The sequence below is a fragment of the Lysobacter sp. CA199 genome (assembly GCF_052078715.1).
GTDB lineage: Bacteria > Pseudomonadota > Gammaproteobacteria > Xanthomonadales > Xanthomonadaceae > Lysobacter.
Window position 1 is genome coordinate 330,612 of sequence record NZ_JBQJIL010000008.1, and the last position, 19,808, is coordinate 350,419.

Sequence of the window (19,808 nt, forward strand, 5' to 3'; positions counted from 1 at the left end):
AGCAGGGAATGGATAGAGCGACGGCGTTTTGCGATCGGTCGGGATCGCTAAGCTTCGTCGTCGGAATCCGAGCCCGCCCTTTCCATTCCCTGTTCCCCATTCCCCAATCCCGGCTTCATCGCCGGAAACAACTTGTCCGCCGCCCGAGCCAATTCCGGATTGCCGGTCAGCGCCGCCTCGCGCAGGGCGATGGTCGGTGCGTGCAGCAGGCGGTTGGTCAGGGTGTGGGCGAGGAAGTTGAGCACTTCGGACGGATCCTGTCCGGCGCCGAGTTGGGCGCGGGCCTTGGCCAGCACTTCTTCGCGCGCGGCTTCGCCGTGATCGCGCAGGCGCTTGATCGGCGCGGTGCGGGTGCTCGCGGCCAGGGTTTCGACGAAGCGCGCGACTTGCAGTTCGACGATCGCCTCGGCCTCGGTCGCCGCCTCGCGGCGGCTGCGGCGGTTGTCTTCGATCGCCCGTTCCAGATCGTCCACGGTGTACAGAAACACGTCCTTCAGATCGGCCACGTCCGCAGCGATGTCGCGCGGCACGGCCAGATCCAGCAGCAGCATCGGCCGGTGCTTGCGCGTGGCCAGCGCGGCGGCGACTTGCGGCCGGTGCAGGATCGGTTCGCGGCTGGCGGTGGCCGACAACACGATGTCGGCTTCGCCCAGATGGCGGTCGAGTTCGCTCAACGGCAGCGCCACGCCGCCGTGGCGGGTGGCCAGATCCTGCGCGTGGGCGAGGGTGCGGTTGGCGATCAGCAGACGCTTGGCCTTGGCCTGCACCAGGTGTCGCGCCGCCAGTTCCACGGTTTCGCCCGCGCCGACCAAGAGCACGGTGGAATCTTCCAGGCGCGCGAACGACTCCTGAGCCAATCGCACCGCGGCCGAGGCCACCGACACCGGATTGGCGCCGATGCGGGTGTCGGTGCGCGCGCGCTTGGCGGTGGAGAAGGCTTGCTGGAACAGCCGGTCGAGCTGACTGCCCAAGGTGCCGGCGCCGCGCGCGGTGGCCCAGGCGTCCTTGACCTGGCCGAGGATCTGCGGCTCGCCGAGCACCAGCGAATCCAGACCGGTGGCCACACGGAACAAATGGCGCACGGCTTCGGCATCGCGATGGCGATACAGATACGCGTGCAGATCGCCGGTATCGTCGGGATGGGTGGCCAGCCAATCGGCCAGGGCGCGGCCGTCGTCGTCGGCCACCGCGTACAGCTCGGTGCGGTTGCAGGTCGACAGCAGCGCCACCTCGCGCACCGGCGCCAGCGCGCGCAGCGCGTCGAGCGCGGCCGGCACCGCATCGCCGGAAAACGCGACCCGCTCGCGCAGGCTCACCGGCGCGGTTTGATGGTTGATGCCGAGGACGAACAAGCTCATGGGCGCAGGCGGATCGATCCTGGGCAATAGGCGCGGCCGGCCGTCGTCGCGGTGAAGCGAAAAAGTTTCATCGGGCGGCGTGCGGCGCGGGACATCGGTTCAGGTGCTTGCGATAAGCTGCGGGCTGCTGAAGGCCGCCATTCTACCGGCCCAACTGGTCCTCACGTGGTTCTCTACGATTCGATTTGCTCGATCGGTCCAATAGACAGAACTGAAGACGATCGCCGGGCCCCGGCGCAGGTCCCGACACGGCCGCCGCGCCTGTCCCGGAAAGCGGCGGTTTTGGCGCTCGCCCTGGCGGTTTGGGGCTCGAGCGCGACCGCGGCGACCGCCTCGCTGAACCCGCCCACCGCCGCCGACCTGGCGGCCACCGCCGCGACCATCCGCGCCCAGGCCGGCAAGGACCCCACCGGCGCTTCGCTGGAGTCGCTGCTGACCGGCGAGTTCGCGCTGCAGTCGGGCAAGTTGAACGACGCCTCCGCCGCCTACCTCAAGGCCGCGCGCGCGGCCAACGACGCGGTCCTGGCCGAACGCGCCACCACCATCGCCCTGGTCGCCAAGCAGGACGCGGCCGCGGCCGACGCGCTGGCGCTGTGGCGCAAGCTCGGCGGCAAGGGCAACTCGCTCGCCGCGGCCGATGCCACCTTGTCGCTGCGCCGCGGCGACGAGCGCGCCGCGCTGCGCCAGCTCAATCTGCTGATGGCCGACGACCCCGACGCCGGTTGGCGCCAGGCGCTGGGTGTGCTGACCGCCGGCGCCAAGGACCAGAAGCAGGCGGCGCGGGTGCTGGAGAAGATCATCGACGGCGGCAAGATGCCGCAGCGCAATCTGATGGCCTGGGTCGCCTTCGGCGGCCTGTCGCAGCGGCTCGACCAGCCCAAGCTGACCGAACGCATCGTCGAGGAAGTGGTTCGCCGCTTCCCCGGCGAGCCGCGCGTGGCGCTGCTGCGGGTCAGTCAGCTGCGCGAGGACGGCAAGGCCGAGGAGGCGGCCGAGTTGCTCGCCACCCTGGTGCCGCTGGCCGATACCGACAACAACCTGCGCGCGCTGATCGCCGAGCAGTACGAAGGCCTCAACGATTACGGCAAGGTCGCGCAGGTGCTGGCGCACGGGCCGCAGGACGAGCAGACCTATGCGCTGCGCGCGTCCTACCTGGCCCGCGCCGAGGACAAGCCGACCCTGACCCGGCTCTACGACGAACTGCGCGCCGACGCGGCCAAGCCCGATCCGGCGCGGCGCCTGCTGTTGGGCCAGTTGGCCGAGTTCCTGGAGCGCTTCGACGAAGCGCTGAGCTGGTATCAGGGCGTGCCTGGCGGTTCGCAGCGTTCGGTCGCGCGTCTGCGCGCGGCCAACGTGCTGCATAAGCTCAAGCGTTCCGACGAGGCTTACGCCAGCTTGCGCGCGATGCAGTCTGACGCCTCGGCCGAGGACGACGCTCGCCGCGACGCCTACATTCTGGAAGCCAATCTGCACTCGGAAGACAAAAACGTCGCCGGCGAAAACGACGCGTTCGCCAGCGGCTTGGCTGCGTTCCCGGACGAGCCCGAGCTGCTCTACGCGCGCGCGCTGAGCTGGGAGCGCCGCGACGACGTCGCCCGCGCCGAAGCCGATTTCCGTCGCATCCTGGTCGCCGAACCCGACAGCGTCGCCGCGCTCAACGCGCTGGGCTACACCCTGGCCGACCGCACCACCCGCTATCAGGAAGCGTTGGAGCTGATCGAACGCGCGCGCGCCGCCGAGCCCGACAACTCGGCGATCATCGACAGCTACGGCTGGGTGCTCTATCGCCTGGGCCGGACCAAGGAAGCGGAAACCGAACTGCGCCGCGCGCTGACCATGCAGAAGGACGCCGAGATCGCCGCGCATCTGGCCGAACTGCTGTGGGAAACCGGCCGCAAGGACGAGGCGCGCAAATACTTCGAGCAGGCGCGCAAGATCGACGCGGACAACCGCTCGCTGGTGCGCGCGCTGAAGAAGTACGGTTTGTGAGTGCGGCGATGCAGGGAACGGCGCGATATCCGCGAGCGGCCAAGCTGTTCGCCGCCGCGTCGCTGATCGCGCTGCTCGGCGCCTGCGCCGGGCCCGGCATCAAGCAGGTGCCGGCCGGTAGTGTCGTGCCCGCCGCCGATGCGATCGAACGCGAAGCCGCGCGCACGACGCGGGTGCGCGCCCGGGGCGAGTGGTCGTTGACCGGCCGCATCGCCGTATCCAACGCCGGCAAGGGCGGCAGCGGTCGGATCGAATGGAGCCAGCGCGGCGAACGTTACGACGTCGCGCTCAGCGCGCCGGTCACCCGCCAGAGCTGGCGTCTGAGCGCCGCCGCCGACGGCGCCCGCCTGGAAGGGCTGGAAGGCGGGCCGCGCGAAGGTGCCGATGCCGGCCAGTTGCTGCTGGAAACCACCGGCTGGGACATCCCGGTCGCGGCGCTGGGCGATTGGCTGCATGGTTTGCCGGCGCAGAGCTTGGCCGAAGCCCGGATCGTCCCCGGCCCGGACGGGCGTCCGCTGTCGATCGAGCAGGACGGCTGGAACATCGTTTACCAATGGCCGGCCAGCGGCGATCTGCCGTCGCGGCTGGACGCGCGCCGCGCCAAGGCGCAGGTGCGGTTGATCGTGGACGAGTGGAAGGGCGAGGCGACCGAGGCCGCCCCGGGCAAGGCCGAACCCAGCGCGGCGGTGTTGCTCCCGGGCCCGATCTCGCATCCGCTGCGCCAGCAGTTACTGGCATTGAATCTGGACAATCCGGCCGCCGACATGCGCGCGAACTTCGCCCGCGGCGAGCGACGTCCGGTGGGCCTGGGTACCGGCTGGGGCATGATCCGCGCGCCGGCCTGGGGCGAGGTGCGTTGGCGCAGCGCTCGTACCAGCACACGCTTCGAGCAGTCCGACCGGCAGCAAGTGCGGATGCTCGACGGGACCGACACCGACTACATCGATGAGCCGGCGTTATGGGAACGCGCCGAGGCCTATGCGGGCGCCTACAATGCCGCCTTGCGCGAGTACCTGCGGTATCTGCGGTATTTGCCGGCGAACGGAAACGATTCGGCCGCCATTTCCCGCTAGCCGGTCGCCGCTGGACTTACTTATGCAAGACCCCACCGATCCTGTCTGGTCGCTCTGGCCCGCCCCGGCCAAGCTGAATCTGTTCCTGCGCATCACCGGCCGTCGCGCCGACGGCTACCACCTGCTGCAGACCGTCTTCCGTCTCCTCGACTGGGGAGACACGATCCGGCTGCGCCCGCGTGCCGATGGCCGGGTGGTCCGCCACGGCGGCTCGGTGGCAGGCGTCGCCGAGCAGGACGATCTGACCGTGCGGGCTGCGATTTTGCTGCAAAAAGAGGCTAATTGTAGTCAAGGAGCGGACATCGTCATCGAAAAGCGCATTCCGGCCGGTGGCGGCTTCGGCGGTGGCTCGTCCGACGCGGCCACCGTTCTGGTTGCTTTGAATGCCTTGTGGAGCGTGGATTTCGACGTCGAGCGTCTGGCCGAGCTGGGATTGCGCCTGGGCGCCGACGTGCCGGTTTTCGTGTGTGGCGACAATGCCTGGGCCGAGGGCGTCGGTGAAGCGCTGCAACCGATCGAGCTGCCGCCGGCCTGGTACGTGCTGGCCGACCCCGGCGTCCACGCGCCGACCGCCGCCTTGTTTCAATCTTCCGAATTGACGCGGGATGCTGCGCCCGCGACAATATCGGACTTCGTTTCGGGTAAGCCGCTCGGGAATGCGTTCGAGCCGGTGCTGCGTCAGCGCGAAGCCGCCGTCGAGGCTGCTTTCGCCGCGTTGTCGCGGATCGGTTCGCCACGCCTGACCGGCTCGGGCAGCGGGTGTTTCGTCGAGTTCGCCACGCGCGAATCCGCGCAAGCAGCGTTGTCGGAACTGCCTTCAAGCCTTCGGGCCTGGACGGCCGCTGGCGCAAAGCGTTCCCCGCTGCACGCCGCGCTTGAAGCAAAGAAAAGCTGAACTGGTTTACTGCAGGGGCGTCGCCAAGAGGCCCAAGGCACCAGGTTTTGATCCTGGCATTCGTAGGTTCGAATCCTACCGCCCCTGCCATCAGTTGTTGCGGGAGTAGGGAATGGAGAATCCGGAAACGTCACGGCGATTCCGGATTCTCGATTCCCCATTCCCGAGCCGCCCGGTCAGAGCGAAGCGGAGTAAAACTAAAGTGCAAAACGATCGCAATCTGCTGGTTTTCAGCGGCAACGCCAACCGTCCTCTCGCCGAGGCGGTGTGCAAGGAACTCGGCATCCGGCTCGGTAAGGCCCTCGTCGGGCGCTTCTCCGACGGCGAAGTGCAGGTCGAGATCGAAGAGAACGTGCGTCGGCAGGAAGTGTTCGTCATTCAGCCGACGAACGCGCCGACGGCCGAGAATTTCATGGAATTGCTGGTGCTGATCGATGCGCTCAAGCGCGCCTCGGTGGCCAACGTGACCGCGGTGGTGCCTTACTTCGGCTACGCCCGCCAGGATCGTCGCCCGCGCTCCTCGCGCGTGCCGATCACCGCCAAGGTCGCGGCCAAGATGTTCAGTGCGGTCGGCGCCGATCGGGTGCTCACGGTCGATCTGCACGCGGATCAGATCCAGGGCTTTTTCGACATCCCGGTCGACAACGTCTACGCCTCGCCGCTGCTGCTCGCCGACATCTGGCGCGCGCACGGCACGGACAATCTGATCGTCGTGTCTCCGGACGTCGGCGGTGTGGTGCGCGCTCGCGCGATCGCCAAGCGGCTGGACGACGCGGAGCTGGCGATCATCGACAAGCGCCGCCCGCGCGCCAACGTCGCCACGGTGATGAACATCATCGGCGACGTGTCGGGCAAGACCTGCGTGCTGGTCGACGACATCGTCGACACCGCCGGCACCCTGTGCGCCGCCGCGGCGGCGCTGAAGGCGCAGGGCGCGCAGAAAGTCGTCGCCTACTGCACCCATCCGGTGCTGTCGGGCGCGGCGATCGACAATGTAATGAAGTCGCAGTTGGACGAGCTGGTGGTGACCGACACCATTCCGCTGACCGCTGTGGCCCGCGCCACCGGCCGTATCCGTCAGCTCAGCGTCGCCGAGCTGCTGGCCGAAACGATTCGCCGCATTGCTTTCGGCGAATCGGTCAGTTCGCTCTACGTCGACTGACAACCGAATCTGCGGCAACCGGCTCCGGCCGGTTTTCGCGCACCGCTCACCTGGTCGCGGGTGAGCGTTCTTCCCGCCGCGAGGCGGGGTCACAACGCAAGACCTAACGAGTACACCAACATGTCCGAACACAACATCAAGGCCACTGGCCGCAACGTCGAGGGGAAGGGTGCGAGCCGCCGCCTGCGTCGTGCCGCGACCATCCCGGCCATCGTTTACGGCGGCACCGCCGCTCCGCAGCCGATCCAGCTCGAGCACGAGAAGATCTGGTTGGCCAGCCAGCACGAGTGGTTCTATTCCTCGATCCTGAATCTGGAACTCGACGGCCAAGTGCAGCAGGTCCTGCTGCGCGATATGCAGCGCCATCCGTTCAAGCAGATCATCATGCACCTGGACTTCCAGCGCGTTGACGCCAACCAGGCGATCCGCGTCGCCGTGCCGCTGCACTTCCTCAACGAAGACAAGTCGCCGGCCGGCAAGGCTGCCGACGTCGTGGTCACCCACGAGCTCAACGAAGTCGAAATCAGCTGCTTGCCGAAGGACCTGCCGGAGTTCCTCGAGATCGACCTGTCGGCCCTGGCCGTCGGCGACGTCGTCCACCTGTCTGAGATCAAGCTGCCCAATGGCGTCGAGATCCCCGAGCTGAAGCTGGGCAAGGAACACGACGTCGCTGTCGTGAGTGCCAAGCACGGCAAGGAAGAGGCCGAGCCGGTCGTCGAAGCGCCGGCCGCCGAAGTGCCGGCCGCGAAGGTCACCAAGAAGGACGAAGACAAGAAGTAATCGCCTGTCGGCGCGCCCGCACGGGCGCGCCGGCCTGCGTTTGCGGATTGTCGTGAGTCATGGCGGGACTGCGCCTGATCGTCGGCCTGGGCAACCCCGGCGCCGAATACACCCGGACCCGGCACAATGCCGGGTTCTGGTTTGTGGACGCTTTGAACCAGAAGTTCGGCGGGCGTTTCGGCCTGGAATCCAAGCTGTTCGGCGAGACCTCGAAGATCGAGATCGGCGGCCGCCCGGTATGGCTGCTCAAGCCGGCCACGTTCATGAATCTGTCCGGGAAATCGGTCGGCGCCGCACTGCGCTACTGGAAGATCGAGCCGGAAGAGGCGCTGCTGGCGCACGACGAACTCGATCTGACGCCCGGCACGGCCCGGCTCAAGTTCGATGGCGGCCACGGCGGCCAGAACGGCTTGCGCGACACCATTCAATTGCTCGGCCACGGCAAATTCCACCGCCTGCGCGTGGGCATCGGCCATCCCGGCCACAAGGACAAAGTCACGCCCTGGGTGCTCGGACGGCCCGGTAAGGACGACGAGGCGGTGATCCTGCGCGCGATCGACAACGCGATCGACGTCATGCCGCTGGCGGTGCAAGGCAACTTCATGGACGCGATGACGCAGTTGCACACCAGTCGGGATTAGGGATTGGGGATTCGGGATTTGGAGAGCGAGCGCTCTTCGAATCCCGAATCCCGAATCACGAATCTCGGATCCAATCCATGGGCATCAAATGCGGCATCGTCGGCCTGCCCAATGTCGGCAAGTCGACCCTCTTCAACGCGCTGACCAAGGCGGGCATCGCCGCGGCCAACTTTCCGTTCTGCACGATCGAGCCGAACGTCGGCGCGGTGCCGGTGCCCGATCCGCGTCTGAATGCGCTGGCTGAGATCGTCAAGCCGCAGAAGCTGATCCCGACCGCGGTCGAGTTCGTCGACATCGCCGGCCTGGTCGCCGGCGCGGCGAGCGGGCAGGGCCTGGGCAACAAGTTCCTGGCGCATATCCGCGAAGTCGATGCGATCACCCATGTGGTGCGCTGCTTCGAAAACCCGGACGTGATCCATGTCAACAACAAGGTCGATCCGATCGCCGATATCGAGACCATCGATACCGAGCTGGCCCTGGCCGACCTGGAAAGCGTCGAGAAGGCCTATCAGCGCGCCGAGCGTTCGGCCAAGACCGGCGACAAGGAAGCGATCGTGCGCAAGGAAGTCCTCGGCCGCGTGCGCGAGGGCCTGGACGCCGGCAAGGCGGCGCGTGCACTGAACCTGTCCGAGGACGACAAGATCGCCCTGCGCGATCTGTTCCTGCTGACGCTCAAGCCGGTCATGTACGTGGCCAACGTGCTCGAGGACGGTTTCGAGAACAATCCGCACCTGGACGTCGTGCGCGCCCGCGCCGCGACCGAGGGCGCGCAGGTGGTGCCGGTCTCGGCCGCGATCGAAGAAGAGCTCAGCCAACTCGAGGACGAGGACCGCGACACCTTCCTGGCCGACCTGGGCCTGGCCGAGCCGGGCCTCAACCGCCTGATCCGCGCCGGCTACGAGTTGCTGGGCCTGCAGACCTATTTCACGGCCGGGGTGAAGGAAGTGCGCGCCTGGACAGTCAAGGCCGGATCGACCGCGCCGCAGGCCGCGGCGGTGATCCATACCGACTTCGAGAAGGGCTTCATCCGCGCCGAAACCATCGCCTACGACGATTTCATCAAGTACAAAGGCGAGTCCGGCGCCCGCGATGCCGGCCGTCTGCGCCTGGAAGGCAAGGAATATCGCGTCCAAGAGGGCGATGTCTTGCACTTCCGGTTCAATGTCTGAGTAGACTACGCGGCCCGTCCCGGGCGTCGGCGGTCTCCGCGGTCGGCCCAGGAAAGGATTTCGAAATTTGTGCATGAAAGTTCGTTGACTTCCTGAAGATCGCACGCCAGAATTACGGGCTCTTTCGGAGGGATACCCAAGCGGCCAACGGGGGCAGACTGTAAATCTGCTGGCTTACGCCTTCGGTGGTTCGAATCCACCTCCCTCCACCAGTTTCAAGGTGGACCAGATTCAAGGGTTTCATCGGTTTCAAAGTGGCGGCATCATTCACGCCTCCACGCAAGACGCGACGATCGGCGGTATCGGTTGGCGCGGGTTTCGGCAACGGGTTTCGATGCAAGTTCCAACGCTGTAACGGCAACACGCGGCGCGGGAGTAGTTCAACGGTAGAACCTCAGCCTTCCAAGCTGATGGTGCGGGTTCGATTCCCGTCTCCCGCTCCATTGAGTCTGCGTTGAAACCGGCTCGCAACGGCCCCATTGCTGGTACGAACCAAGTTTCACGCTCACGTAGCTCAGTCGGTAGAGCACCTCCTTGGTAAGGAGGAGGTCGAAGGTTCGATTCCTTTCGTGAGCACCACTTTCCGCAGTATCGGCTGCTTTACCAACAGCCACCGCAACGCACAGACCACACACGAGAAGCGACAGCCATGGCTAAGGGTAAATTCGAGCGCACCAAGCCGCACGTAAACGTCGGCACCATCGGTCACGTTGACCATGGCAAGACCACGTTGACCGCAGCGCTGACCAAGGTGGGCGCAGAGCTTTTCGGTGGTGAGTTCAAGGCATACGACGCGATCGACGCGGCGCCGGAAGAGAAGGCGCGCGGCATCACGATCTCGACCGCGCACGTGGAATACGAATCGAAGAATCGCCACTACGCGCACGTCGATTGCCCGGGCCACGCGGACTATGTGAAGAACATGATCACCGGTGCGGCGCAGATGGACGGCGCGATTCTGGTGTGCTCGGCCGCTGACGGCCCGATGCCGCAGACGCGCGAGCACATTCTGCTGTCGCGTCAGGTCGGCGTGCCGTACATCGTCGTGTTCCTGAACAAGGCCGACATGGTGGACGACGCCGAGCTGCTTGAGCTGGTCGAGATGGAAGTGCGCGAGCTGCTGACCAAGTACGAGTTCCCGGGCGACGACACCCCGATCATCCACGGTTCGGCGCGTCTGGCGCTGGAAGGCGATCAGAGCGAAATCGGCGTGCCGTCGATCCTGCGTCTGGTCGAAGCGCTGGACACCTTCATTCCGCAGCCGGAACGTGCGATCGACAAGCCGTTCCTGATGCCGGTGGAAGACGTGTTCTCGATTTCGGGCCGCGGCACCGTGGTGACCGGTCGTATCGAGCGCGGCATCGTGAAGGTGGGCGACGAAATCGAAATCGTCGGTATCCGTCCGACCCAGAAGACCACTGTTACTGGCGTGGAGATGTTCCGCAAGCTGCTGGATCAGGGCCAGGCGGGCGACAACGCCGGTCTGCTGCTGCGCGGCACCAAGCGTGACGACGTGGAGCGTGGCCAGGTGCTGTGCAAGCCCGGTTCGATCAAGCCGCACACCGACTTCGAAGCCGAAGTGTATGTGCTGTCGAAGGACGAAGGCGGCCGTCACACCCCGTTCTTCAAGGGCTACCGTCCGCAGTTTTACTTCCGCACGACCGACATCACCGGCGCTTGCGAGCTGCCGGAGGGCGTGGAGATGGTGATGCCGGGCGACAACGTGAAGATGGTGGTGTCGCTGATCAACCCGGTGGCGATGGACGAAGGCCTGCGTTTCGCGATTCGCGAAGGCGGCCGTACCGTCGGCGCGGGCGTGGTGGCGAAGATCATCAAGTGATGAACTGACCCGTGCGCCCCCAGGCGCGCACGGCTTTGTCAGTTCATCATCCCCGTGAAAGCGGGGATCCAGAGACGAGGCCTAACCCCCGAAGTCTCAGGCGGACGCAAGAAAGTTTATCCCAGCCCATCGGCGATGAATGCAAGCCCAAGCGAACGGCGGGCCGGCAACCCGGTCCGCCTTCGTTGTTTCAAAGCATCGTGTTTTCGAACACAATGATCGGCCGGCCGTCAGCCCGACAGGGCGTCGAGCCGGATCACAAGATTTCAAGACGTACGCCAGTAGCTCAATTGGCAGAGCAGCGGTCTCCAAAACCGCAGGTTGGGGGTTCGAGTCCCTCCTGGCGTGCCACTCGATACCGAGCCGTGTCGGACGACGCGGCGACTGGAATGCATTGAAAGGGCCGCGCAGGGATGGGCGGGCTTTCGCGAGGGAATCGCTCCGAGAATGAACAGCAAGGCCGAACAACACAAATCCGGCGCCGGTGACATCGTCAAGTACGCGCTGGCATTGCTGCTCGCGGCTGGCGGTGTGTTCGCCTACCTCTGGTTCGAGAATTGGAGCGGCCCGGCGCGTTCGGGCGCGGTCGTGGCAGGCCTGTTGGCCGGCGCGGCCGTGTTCATGTTCTCGGCCAAAGGCGTCCAGACCCGCGAGTTCCTGTCCGAATCCCGATTCGAACTGCGCAAGGTGGTCTGGCCGACCCGTGAAGAAGCACTCAAGACCACATGGGTGGTCATGATTGCAGTGGCCATCCTGAGCCTGATCCTGTCCGGTTTCGACTGGGTGATCCAGCTCGCGGTCAAATTCCTGCTGTCGCGCTGAGGAGACGACCGACTTGAACACGCAAGACAACAAGCGTTGGTACGTAGTCCACGCCTACTCCGGTTTCGAGAAGTCCGTGGCCCAGGCGCTGCGCGACCGCATCGTCCGTTTCGAAATGCAGGACCGCTTCGGCGAAGTCCTGGTCCCGACCGAAGAGGTCGTGGAAATGCGGTCCGGCCAGAAGCGCCGTTCCGAACGCAAGTTCTTCCCGGGCTACGTCCTGGTTCAGATATCCACGCACGACGAAGCCGGCATTCCGCGCATCGACAGCGAGAGCTGGCATCTGATCAAGGAAACCCCGAAGGTCATGGGTTTCATCGGCGGCACCGCCGATCGTCCGCTGCCGATCCAGGACGTCGAAGCCGACCGGATCCTGCAGCGCGTTCAGGAAGGCGTCGAAAAGCCGCGTCCGAAGGTGTTGTTCGAGCCGGGCGAGATGGTCCGCGTGGTCGATGGTCCGTTCGTGGATTTCAACGGCGTGGTCGAAGAAATCAACTACGACAAGAGCCGTCTGCGCGTAGCCGTGCTGATCTTCGGCCGTTCGACCCCGGTCGAGCTGGAGTTCGGGCAGGTCGAAAAGGCCACCTGAGCCTGCGGGCCCGGCCCGGCCGGCCCCGCGCCTGCGGGCTGCAAAGTCCGAAAAACCTGATATAGTGTGCGGCTCGCTGCCTTTGTGCGGCGGGCTGCGCCCGTTCAGCCGCCCCCTTCGTCACCCCGGGGCGGCTGTCTGCGCAACAGAAAACGCGATGCCGGAACGCGCGATTTCCGGCCCGATGGGGAGCCTGCGGTCAAGGCGCTAGCACCCGGAGAGAAACCACCATGGCAAAGAAAGTAGTCGGCTACATCAAGCTGCAGGTCAAGGCCGGTCAGGCCAACCCCTCGCCGCCGGTCGGTCCTGCGCTGGGTCAGCGCGGCCTGAACATCATGGAGTTCTGCAAGGCGTTCAACGCCGCGACCTCCAAGCTCGAGCCGGGTCTGCCGACCCCGGTCATCATCACGGCCTACTCGGACCGTACCTTCACCTTCGTGACCAAGTCGACCCCGGCTTCGGTGCTGCTGAAGAAGGCCGCGGGCATCAGCTCCGGCTCCAAGCGCCCGAACACCGAGAAGGTGGGCAAGGTCACCCGCAAGCAGCTCGAAGACATCGCCAAGGCGAAGGAAGCCGATCTGACCGCGGCCGATCTGGACGCGGCGGTGAAGACGATTGCGGGCTCCGCTCGCAGCATGGGTCTCGTGGTGGAGGGCTAAGACATGGCGATCACTAAGCGCGAAAAAGCAATTCAGGCCGCCGTCGTTCCGGGCAAGGCTTACTCCTTCGACGAAGCCGTCAAGATCGTCAAGACCGCCACCAAGGCCAAGTTCGTCGAGTCCGTGGACGTTTCCGTCCGTCTGGGCGTCGACGCGAAGAAGTCCGACCAGCAGGTGCGCGGTTCGACCGTGCTCCCGGCCGGTACCGGCAAGTCGGTGCGCGTGGCGGTGTTCGCCCCCGCCGGCGCCAAGGCCGACGAGGCTCTGGCCGCGGGCGCCGAGGCCGTGGGCATGGACGATCTGGCCGAGAAGATGCAGGCCGGCGATCTGAACTACGACGTCGTCATCGCCACCCCGGACGCCATGCGCGTCGTCGGTAAGCTCGGTCAGGTGCTGGGCCCGCGCGGCCTGATGCCGAACCCGAAGGTCGGCACGGTCTCGGCCAATCCGGCCGAAGCGGTCAAGAACGCCAAGGGCGGCCAGGTGCGTTACCGCACCGACAAGGGCGGCATCATCCACTGCACCATCGGCAAGGTCTCCTTCGAAGACGGCTCGCTGAAGGACAACCTGCAGGCGCTGCTGCTCGACCTGATCAAGGCCAAGCCGTCGACCGCCAAGGGTCAATACCTGCAGAAGATTTCGATCAGCTCGACCATGGGTCCGGGCGTGATCGTCGATCAGACCTCGCTGACGTTGAAGTGACGATCTGACCCGCGCGCATGCGCGCGGCTTTGTCAGATCGTCATCCCCGCGAAAGCAGGGGTGAGGTGACACCGCTTGCGACATGCGTTGAAGCGCATGTCGCGTGTCACCGAACGCCATCGCGCCGTGCGCGATGGCCGGGGCGAAAAGCGGTAGCGATGGATTTTCGGTTTTGGCTTTACGGCTCGAACCAAGAAACAGAGGCCGGCGGAAGTTAGATCTTCCGCAAGCCAAATTTTTGAGGGCATCGCCTAGGGCACCGTCCCGAAGCGATAGCCGTCAAAGACCGCAGGCGCGGTCAGCGCGTACCGACGACGGGCACGGAAGCTCGATACGGCAAGGAGTCGCCGTCGGTGCAAGCGAGATCGCTTAATTCGACTCTTCGGAGTCGGGCCCGCGCAGATGGTGCCGCCCCGACTGAACTCAGTAATGAAGCTTCAGGAAAGGCCACCACCCGGGATGCCTCCGGCATCCCCGGCGCCAAGGACGGTCGCCGCCCAGGACCGCAAGCGGCAGGAGCCGTAAGCGGAGTTAATAGTGCCGGGATTGGACGTTCGGTATCAAGGATCGGTTGAGTCAGGCGAAAGCCGCTTTACGAATCCCGAATCCCGAATCCCGAATCTCGGCCTTGGAGGAGTGCAATGGCTCTTAATCTGTCTCAGAAGCAAGAAGTAGTCGCCGAACTGGCAGAAGTCGCTGCGAAGGCTCACTCCTTGATTGCCGCCGAGTACGCTGGCCTCACGGTTGCTCAACTGACCGCGATGCGCAAGAAGGCTCGTGAAACCGGTGTGTACTTGCGCGTTGTCAAGAACACCCTGGCTTCCCGTGCCGTTGCCGGTACCGAATACGAGTGCGTCCAAGACAAGCTCGTCGGTCCGCTGCTGTATGCGTTCTCGACCGAAGAACCCGGCGCCGCCGGTCGTCTTATCAAGGAATTCGCCAAGGGCAACGACAAGCTGCAGGCCAAGGTCGTCGCCGTGGGTGGTCAGGTGTATCCGGCCAGCCACGTCGAAGTTCTCGCCTCGCTGCCGACCCTCGATCAGGCCCTGGCCATGCTGGCCCGCGTCCTGTCCGAGCCCGCCGCCATGTTCGCCCGCGCCGTCAAGGCCGTGGCCGACAAGCAGGGCGGTGGCGAAGTCGCCGTCGAAGCTCCGGCCGAAGCGGAACCGGCGTAATCGCCGATCCGCATTCGCGACCGCTTCACTGAACCCGATTCGTAAGATCAATATTTCCTGAGGTTATTCAAATGTCCCTTTCCAACGAACAAATCGTCGAAGCCATCGCCGAAAAGAGCCTGATGGAAGTCATGGAACTCGTCCGCGCGATCGAAGAGAAGTTCGGCGTCTCCGCCGCTGCTCCGGTTTCCGGCAATGCTGGCCCGGCCGAAGTTGTCGTGGTCGAAGAGCAGACCGAGTTCAACGTCATCCTGAAGGCCGCCGGCGACAAGAAGGTCGAAGTGATCAAGGCCGTCCGCGCCATCACCGGCCTGGGTCTGAAGGAAGCCAAGGACCTGGTCGAAGGCGCTCCGCAGACTGTCAAGGAAGCGGTCAACAAGGCCGATTCCGAGAAGTTCAAGAAGGACCTCGAAGCCGCTGGTGCGACCGTCGAAGTCAAGTAAGCCGTACTTGCGTCGCCGTTTTTTCTTGGCGACCACCCAAGGCTGGGGACGAAAGTCCCCGGCCTTTGGCCGTTCCACGAGATCGGCGATTCGGGATTCGGGATTCGCAAAAGCCACGGCTTGAGCATCCCGAATATCGAATCCTGAATCCCGGCTTCACCCGAGTTGGCAGTTGGAAGTAGCGGGATAAGGCGTGCTGGTGCCGGCAATACCAGCGACTTCCCACTGGCAATTTTGTTTTCAGTCATTAGTCCCCTGAACCGCGGACGCGCGGTTCGCCCGGAAACACGCTGTCAGGCGTATTTCTCGGCTCATTAAGCTAATCGAGGCGGTAGCTCACCATGACCACAGCTTCCACGACGCAGCAATATTCGTTCACCGAAAAGAAGCGCATCCGCAAGGATTTCGGTAAGCGCAAATCCATCCTCGAAGTCCCCTTCCTGCTCGCGATCCAGGTCGACTCCTATCGCGAATTCCTGCAGGAACACACCGACCCGGCCAAGCGCGCCGACCGCGGCCTGCATGCCGCGCTGAAGTCGGTGTTCCCGATCTCCAGCTACAGCGGCAACGCTGCGCTCGAGTACGTGGGCTACAAGCTCGGCGATCCGGTATTCGACGAACGCGAATGCCGTAACCGCGGCCTGTCCTACGGCGCTCCGCTGCGCGTGACCGTGCGCCTGGTGATCTACGACCGCGAGTCCTCGACCAAGGCCATCAAGTACGTGAAGGAGCAGGAGGTCTACATGGGCGAGATTCCGCTCATGACCGGCAACGGCACCTTTATCGTCAACGGCACCGAGCGCGTCATCGTTTCGCAGTTGCACCGCTCGCCGGGCGTGTTCTTCGATCACGACCGCGGCAAGACCCACAGCTCGGGCAAGCTGCTCTACAGCGCCCGCATCATTCCGTATCGCGGCTCGTGGCTCGACTTCGAGTACGACCCGAAGGATGCGCTGTTCACCCGTATCGACCGTCGCCGCAAGCTGCCGGTGACCGTGCTGCTGCGCGCGCTGGGTTACAACAACACCGAAATGCTCGCCGAGTTCTTCGAGGTCAACACCTTCCACATCATGCCCGAGGGCGTGCAGTGGGAGCTGGTCTCCGAGCGTCTGCGCGGCGAAACCCTGGACTTCGATCTGGCCGACGGCGACAAGGTCATCGTCGAAGCCGGCAAGCGCATCACCGCGCGCCACGTCAAGCAGATGGAACAGTCCGGCATCGCCGCGCTGGCCGTGCCGGACGCGTACCTGGTCGGTCGCATCCTCTCGCATGACGTGGTCGACACCAAGTCGGGCGAGCTGCTGGCTTCGGCCAACGACGAGATCAGCGAAGATCAGCTGGCCGCGTTCCGCAAGGCCGGTATCGAAGTCGTCGGCACCATCTGGGTCAACGACCTCGACCGTGGCCCGTACATCTCCAACACCCTGCGCATCGATCCGTCCAAGACCCAGCTCGAAGCGCTGGTCGAGATCTACCGCATGATGCGTCCCGGCGAGCCGCCGACCAAGGACGCCGCGCAGAATCTGTTCCACAACCTGTTCTTCACCTTCGAGCGCTACGACCTGTCGGGCGTGGGCCGGATGAAGTTCAACCGCCGCATCGGCCGCAAGGAAACGATCGGCGCTTCGGTGCTGTACGACGCCAAGTACTTCTCCGAGCGCAAGGACGAGGAGTCGGTGCGTCTGCGCAACGAGTTGGGCCGGACCTCGGACATCCTCGACGTCATCCGCGTGCTGACCGAGATCCGCAACGGTCGCGGCGTGGTCGACGACATCGATCACCTGGGCAACCGCCGCGTGCGTTCGGTCGGCGAAATGGCCGAGAACACTTTCCGCGTCGGCCTGGTCCGCGTCGAGCGCGCGGTGAAAGAGCGTTTGTCGATGGCCGAGTCCGAGGGTTTGACCCCGCAGGAACTCATCAACGCTAAACCTGTGGCCGCCGCGATCAAGGAGTTCTTCGGCTCCTCGCAGCTGTCGCAGTTCATGGACCAGAACAACCCGCTGTCGGAAGTCACGCACAAGCGTCGCGTGTCGGCCCTCGGCCCGGGCGGTCTGACCCGCGAACGCGCCGGCTTCGAAGTGCGCGACGTGCACCCGACCCATTACGGCCGCGTGTGCACCATCGAAACGCCTGAAGGCCCGAACATCGGCCTGATCAACTCGCTGGCCGTGTTCGCCCGCACCAACAAGTACGGCTTCCTCGAGACGCCGTACCGCAAGGTCGTGGACGGCAAGGTCACCGACGACATCGAGTTCCTCTCGGCGATCGAAGAGAACGAGTACGTCATCGCCCAGGCCAACGCGCCGCAGGACGAGAAGGGCATGATCACCGCCCAGTTCGTCGCCTGCCGCTTCCAGGGCGAAACCTTGCTCAAGCCGCCGTCCGAGATCCACTTCATGGACGTCTCGCCGATGCAGACCGTGTCGGTCGCGGCCGCGCTGGTTCCGTTCCTGGAGCACGACGACGCCAACCGCGCGCTGATGGGCGCGAACATGCAGCGTCAGGCCGTTCCGACCCTGCGTTCGCAGAAGCCGCTGGTCGGCACGGGCATCGAGCGCGCCGTGGCGCGCGACTCGGGCGTGACGGTGAATGCGCTGCGCGGCGGCACGATCGAACAGATCGACGCGGCCCGCATCGTGGTCAAGGTCAACGAGAGCGAAATCTCCGGCGTCACCGATGCCGGCGTGGACATCTACAACCTGATCAAGTACACGCGGTCGAACCAGAACACCTGTATCAACCAGAGCCCGCTGGTCAAGGTCGGCGACGTGATCGCGCGTGGCGACGTGCTGGCCGACGGTCCTTCGACCGATATCGGCGAGCTCGCGCTCGGCCAGAACATGCTGGTCGCGTTCATGCCGTGGAACGGCTACAACTTCGAAGACTCGATCCTGCTCTCCGAGCGCGTGGTCGAAGAGGATCGCTACACCACGATCCACATCGAAGAGCTGACCTGCTCGGCGCGCGACACCAAGCTGGGACCGGAAGAAATCTCCGCCGACATCCCGAACGTCTCCGAGCAGGCATTGAACCGCCTCGACGAGTCCGGCGTGGTCTACATCGGCGCCGAAGTGCGTGCCGGCGACATCCTGGTCGGCAAGGTCACGCCGAAGGGCGAGTCGCAGCTGACTCCGGAAGAGAAGCTGCTGCGCGCGATCTTCGGCGAGAAGGCCTCGGACGTTAAGGACAGCTCGTTGCGCGTGCCCCCGGGCATGGACGGCACCGTCATCGACGTGCAGGTCTTCACCCGCGACGGCATCGAGAAGGACAAGCGCGCCCGTCAGATCGAAGAGTCGGAAATCCGCCGGGTCAAGAAGGACTTCGACGACCAGTTCCGCATCCTCGAAGCGGCCATCTACGATCGTCTGCGTTCGCAGCTGATCGGCAAGATCGCCAACGGCGGCGCCAGCCTGAAGAAGGGCGACACCGTCACCTCGCTGGTGCTGGACGGCTTGAAGAAGTCCGACTGGTTCACCCTGCGCATGAAGGACGAGGAAGCGATCGAGGCGATCGAACGCGCCCAGAAGCAGATCGACGTCCATCAGAAGGAATTCGATCGTCGTTTCGCCGACAAGCGCGGCAAGATCACCCAGGGCGACGACCTCGCACCGGGCATCCTGAAGACGGTCAAGGTGTTCCTGGCGGTCAAGCGCCGCATCCAGCCGGGCGACAAGATGGCCGGCCGTCACGGCAACAAGGGTGTCGTGTCGACCATCGTGCCGGTCGAGGATATGCCGTACGCGGCCGACGGCCAGACCGTCGACATCGTGCTGAACCCGCTGGGCGTGCCGTCGCGTATGAACATCGGCCAGATCCTGGAAGTGCATCTGGGCTGGGCCGCCAAGGGCCTGGGTCAGAAGATCCAGCGCATGCTGGAGGCGCAACAGAAGATTTCCGATCTGCGCAAGTTCCTCGACGACATCTACAACCACGACCAGAAACTGCACGGTCAGCGCGTCGATCTGAAGCAGTTCACCGATGAGGAACTGCTGACGCTCGCGCACAACCTGATCGACGGCGTGCCGATGGCGACGCCGGTGTTCGACGGCGCGGCCGAAGTCGAGATCAAGCGCATGCTCGAACTCGCCGAGCTGCCGAGCAGCGGTCAGGCCGTGCTGCACGACGGCCGTACCGGCGAGGCGTTCGAGCGTCCGGTCACGATCGGCTACATGCACATGCTGAAGCTGAACCACCTGGTCGACGACAAGATGCACGCGCGTTCGACCGGCCCGTACTCGCTCGTCACCCAGCAGCCGCTGGGCGGCAAGGCGCAGTTCGGCGGCCAGCGTTTCGGCGAAATGGAAGTCTGGGCGCTGGAAGCCTACGGCGCGGCCTACACCCTGCAGGAAATGCTGACGGTGAAGTCCGACGACGTGCAGGGCCGCAACCAGATGTACAAGAACATCGTCGACGGCGAGTACGAAATGGTCGCCGGCATGCCGGAGTCCTTCAACGTGCTGGTTAAGGAAATCCGCTCGCTGGCGATCAACATGGAGCTGGAAGAGAACTGA

The 19,808-nt window shown here is 64.9% G+C and carries 16 protein-coding genes and 5 tRNA genes; 20 read left to right on the forward strand and 1 reads right to left on the reverse strand.

Translation table 11 applies throughout. The features are described 5' to 3' along the window. Positions 1-47 precede the first annotated feature (47 nt). Positions 48-1,358, reverse strand: coding sequence for a glutamyl-tRNA reductase (gene hemA / locus ACTOWJ_RS16515; RefSeq protein WP_441335717.1), 1,311 nt, complete (start codon positions 1,356-1,358; stop codon positions 48-50). Positions 1,359-1,652: 294 nt separating this feature from the next. Between hemA and ACTOWJ_RS16520 the strand changes: the two genes are divergently transcribed. The 20 genes from ACTOWJ_RS16520 (at position 1,653) to rpoB (ending at position 19,808) form a co-directional block, all read left to right on the forward strand. After that, positions 1,653-3,347, forward strand: coding sequence for a tetratricopeptide repeat protein (locus ACTOWJ_RS16520; protein ID WP_441335794.1), 1,695 nt, complete (start codon positions 1,653-1,655; stop codon positions 3,345-3,347). Further along, positions 3,344-4,420 carry a lipoprotein insertase outer membrane protein LolB gene (gene lolB, locus ACTOWJ_RS16525; RefSeq protein ID WP_441335718.1) on the forward strand — a complete coding sequence of 359 codons (1,077 nt, stop codon included), beginning with the start codon at positions 3,344-3,346 and terminating at the stop codon, positions 4,418-4,420. Before ACTOWJ_RS16520 ends, lolB begins: the two co-directional genes overlap by 4 nt. 22 nt (positions 4,421-4,442) lie before the next feature. Then, entirely contained in the window at positions 4,443-5,315 is an 873-nt protein-coding gene (gene ispE / locus ACTOWJ_RS16530) for a 4-(cytidine 5'-diphospho)-2-C-methyl-D-erythritol kinase (protein WP_441335719.1), read from the forward strand. Positions 5,316-5,328: 13 nt separating this feature from the next. Continuing rightward, a tRNA-Gln gene (locus tag ACTOWJ_RS16535) sits at positions 5,329-5,405 on the forward strand. A 112-nt stretch (positions 5,406-5,517) separates the two neighbouring features. Continuing rightward, positions 5,518-6,477 (forward strand): ribose-phosphate diphosphokinase, encoded by a 960-nt coding sequence (locus ACTOWJ_RS16540; RefSeq protein WP_441335720.1) that lies wholly within the window; start codon positions 5,518-5,520, stop codon positions 6,475-6,477. A gap of 120 nt (positions 6,478-6,597) precedes the next feature. Continuing rightward, positions 6,598-7,257, forward strand: coding sequence for a 50S ribosomal protein L25/general stress protein Ctc (locus tag ACTOWJ_RS16545; protein WP_441335721.1), 660 nt, complete (start codon positions 6,598-6,600; stop codon positions 7,255-7,257). 59 nt (positions 7,258-7,316) lie between these two features. Further along, positions 7,317-7,898 (forward strand): aminoacyl-tRNA hydrolase, encoded by a 582-nt coding sequence (gene pth / locus ACTOWJ_RS16550; RefSeq protein WP_441335722.1) that lies wholly within the window; start codon positions 7,317-7,319, stop codon positions 7,896-7,898. A gap of 77 nt (positions 7,899-7,975) precedes the next feature. Beyond that, complete coding sequence (gene ychF, locus ACTOWJ_RS16555; protein ID WP_441335723.1) at positions 7,976-9,067, forward strand: redox-regulated ATPase YchF; 1,092 nt, start codon at positions 7,976-7,978, stop codon at positions 9,065-9,067. A 126-nt stretch (positions 9,068-9,193) separates the two neighbouring features. Beyond that, positions 9,194-9,279, forward strand: a tRNA-Tyr gene (locus tag ACTOWJ_RS16560). A gap of 157 nt (positions 9,280-9,436) precedes the next feature. Next, positions 9,437-9,510: transfer RNA gene (locus tag ACTOWJ_RS16565), tRNA-Gly, on the forward strand. A 60-nt stretch (positions 9,511-9,570) separates the two neighbouring features. Then, positions 9,571-9,646, forward strand: a tRNA-Thr gene (locus ACTOWJ_RS16570). 70 nt (positions 9,647-9,716) lie between these two features. Next, entirely contained in the window at positions 9,717-10,907 is a 1,191-nt protein-coding gene (tuf, locus tag ACTOWJ_RS16575) for an elongation factor Tu (RefSeq protein ID WP_441335724.1), read from the forward strand. A gap of 275 nt (positions 10,908-11,182) precedes the next feature. Further along, positions 11,183-11,258 (forward strand) — tRNA-Trp (locus ACTOWJ_RS16580). 96 nt (positions 11,259-11,354) lie between these two features. Beyond that, positions 11,355-11,729, forward strand: coding sequence for a preprotein translocase subunit SecE (gene secE / locus ACTOWJ_RS16585; RefSeq protein WP_441335725.1), 375 nt, complete (start codon positions 11,355-11,357; stop codon positions 11,727-11,729). 13 nt (positions 11,730-11,742) lie between these two features. Next, a complete protein-coding gene (nusG, locus tag ACTOWJ_RS16590; protein WP_441335726.1) occupies positions 11,743-12,318 on the forward strand; it encodes a transcription termination/antitermination protein NusG in 576 nt (191 codons plus the stop codon). 230 nt (positions 12,319-12,548) lie between these two features. After that, a complete protein-coding gene (rplK, locus tag ACTOWJ_RS16595; RefSeq protein ID WP_115857090.1) occupies positions 12,549-12,977 on the forward strand; it encodes a 50S ribosomal protein L11 in 429 nt (142 codons plus the stop codon). A gap of 3 nt (positions 12,978-12,980) precedes the next feature. Beyond that, entirely contained in the window at positions 12,981-13,679 is a 699-nt protein-coding gene (gene rplA, locus ACTOWJ_RS16600; protein ID WP_441335727.1) for a 50S ribosomal protein L1, read from the forward strand. Positions 13,680-14,320: 641 nt separating this feature from the next. Beyond that, positions 14,321-14,854, forward strand: a complete 534-nt coding sequence (gene rplJ, locus ACTOWJ_RS16605; RefSeq protein ID WP_441335728.1) for a 50S ribosomal protein L10 — start codon at positions 14,321-14,323, stop codon at positions 14,852-14,854. 71 nt (positions 14,855-14,925) lie between these two features. Further along, the gene (gene rplL, locus ACTOWJ_RS16610; RefSeq protein ID WP_441335729.1) at positions 14,926-15,297 is read left to right on the forward strand and encodes a 50S ribosomal protein L7/L12; all 372 of its coding nucleotides are present in this window, start codon (positions 14,926-14,928) and stop codon (positions 15,295-15,297) included. A gap of 341 nt (positions 15,298-15,638) precedes the next feature. After that, entirely contained in the window at positions 15,639-19,808 is a 4,170-nt protein-coding gene (gene rpoB / locus ACTOWJ_RS16615; protein WP_441335730.1) for a DNA-directed RNA polymerase subunit beta, read from the forward strand.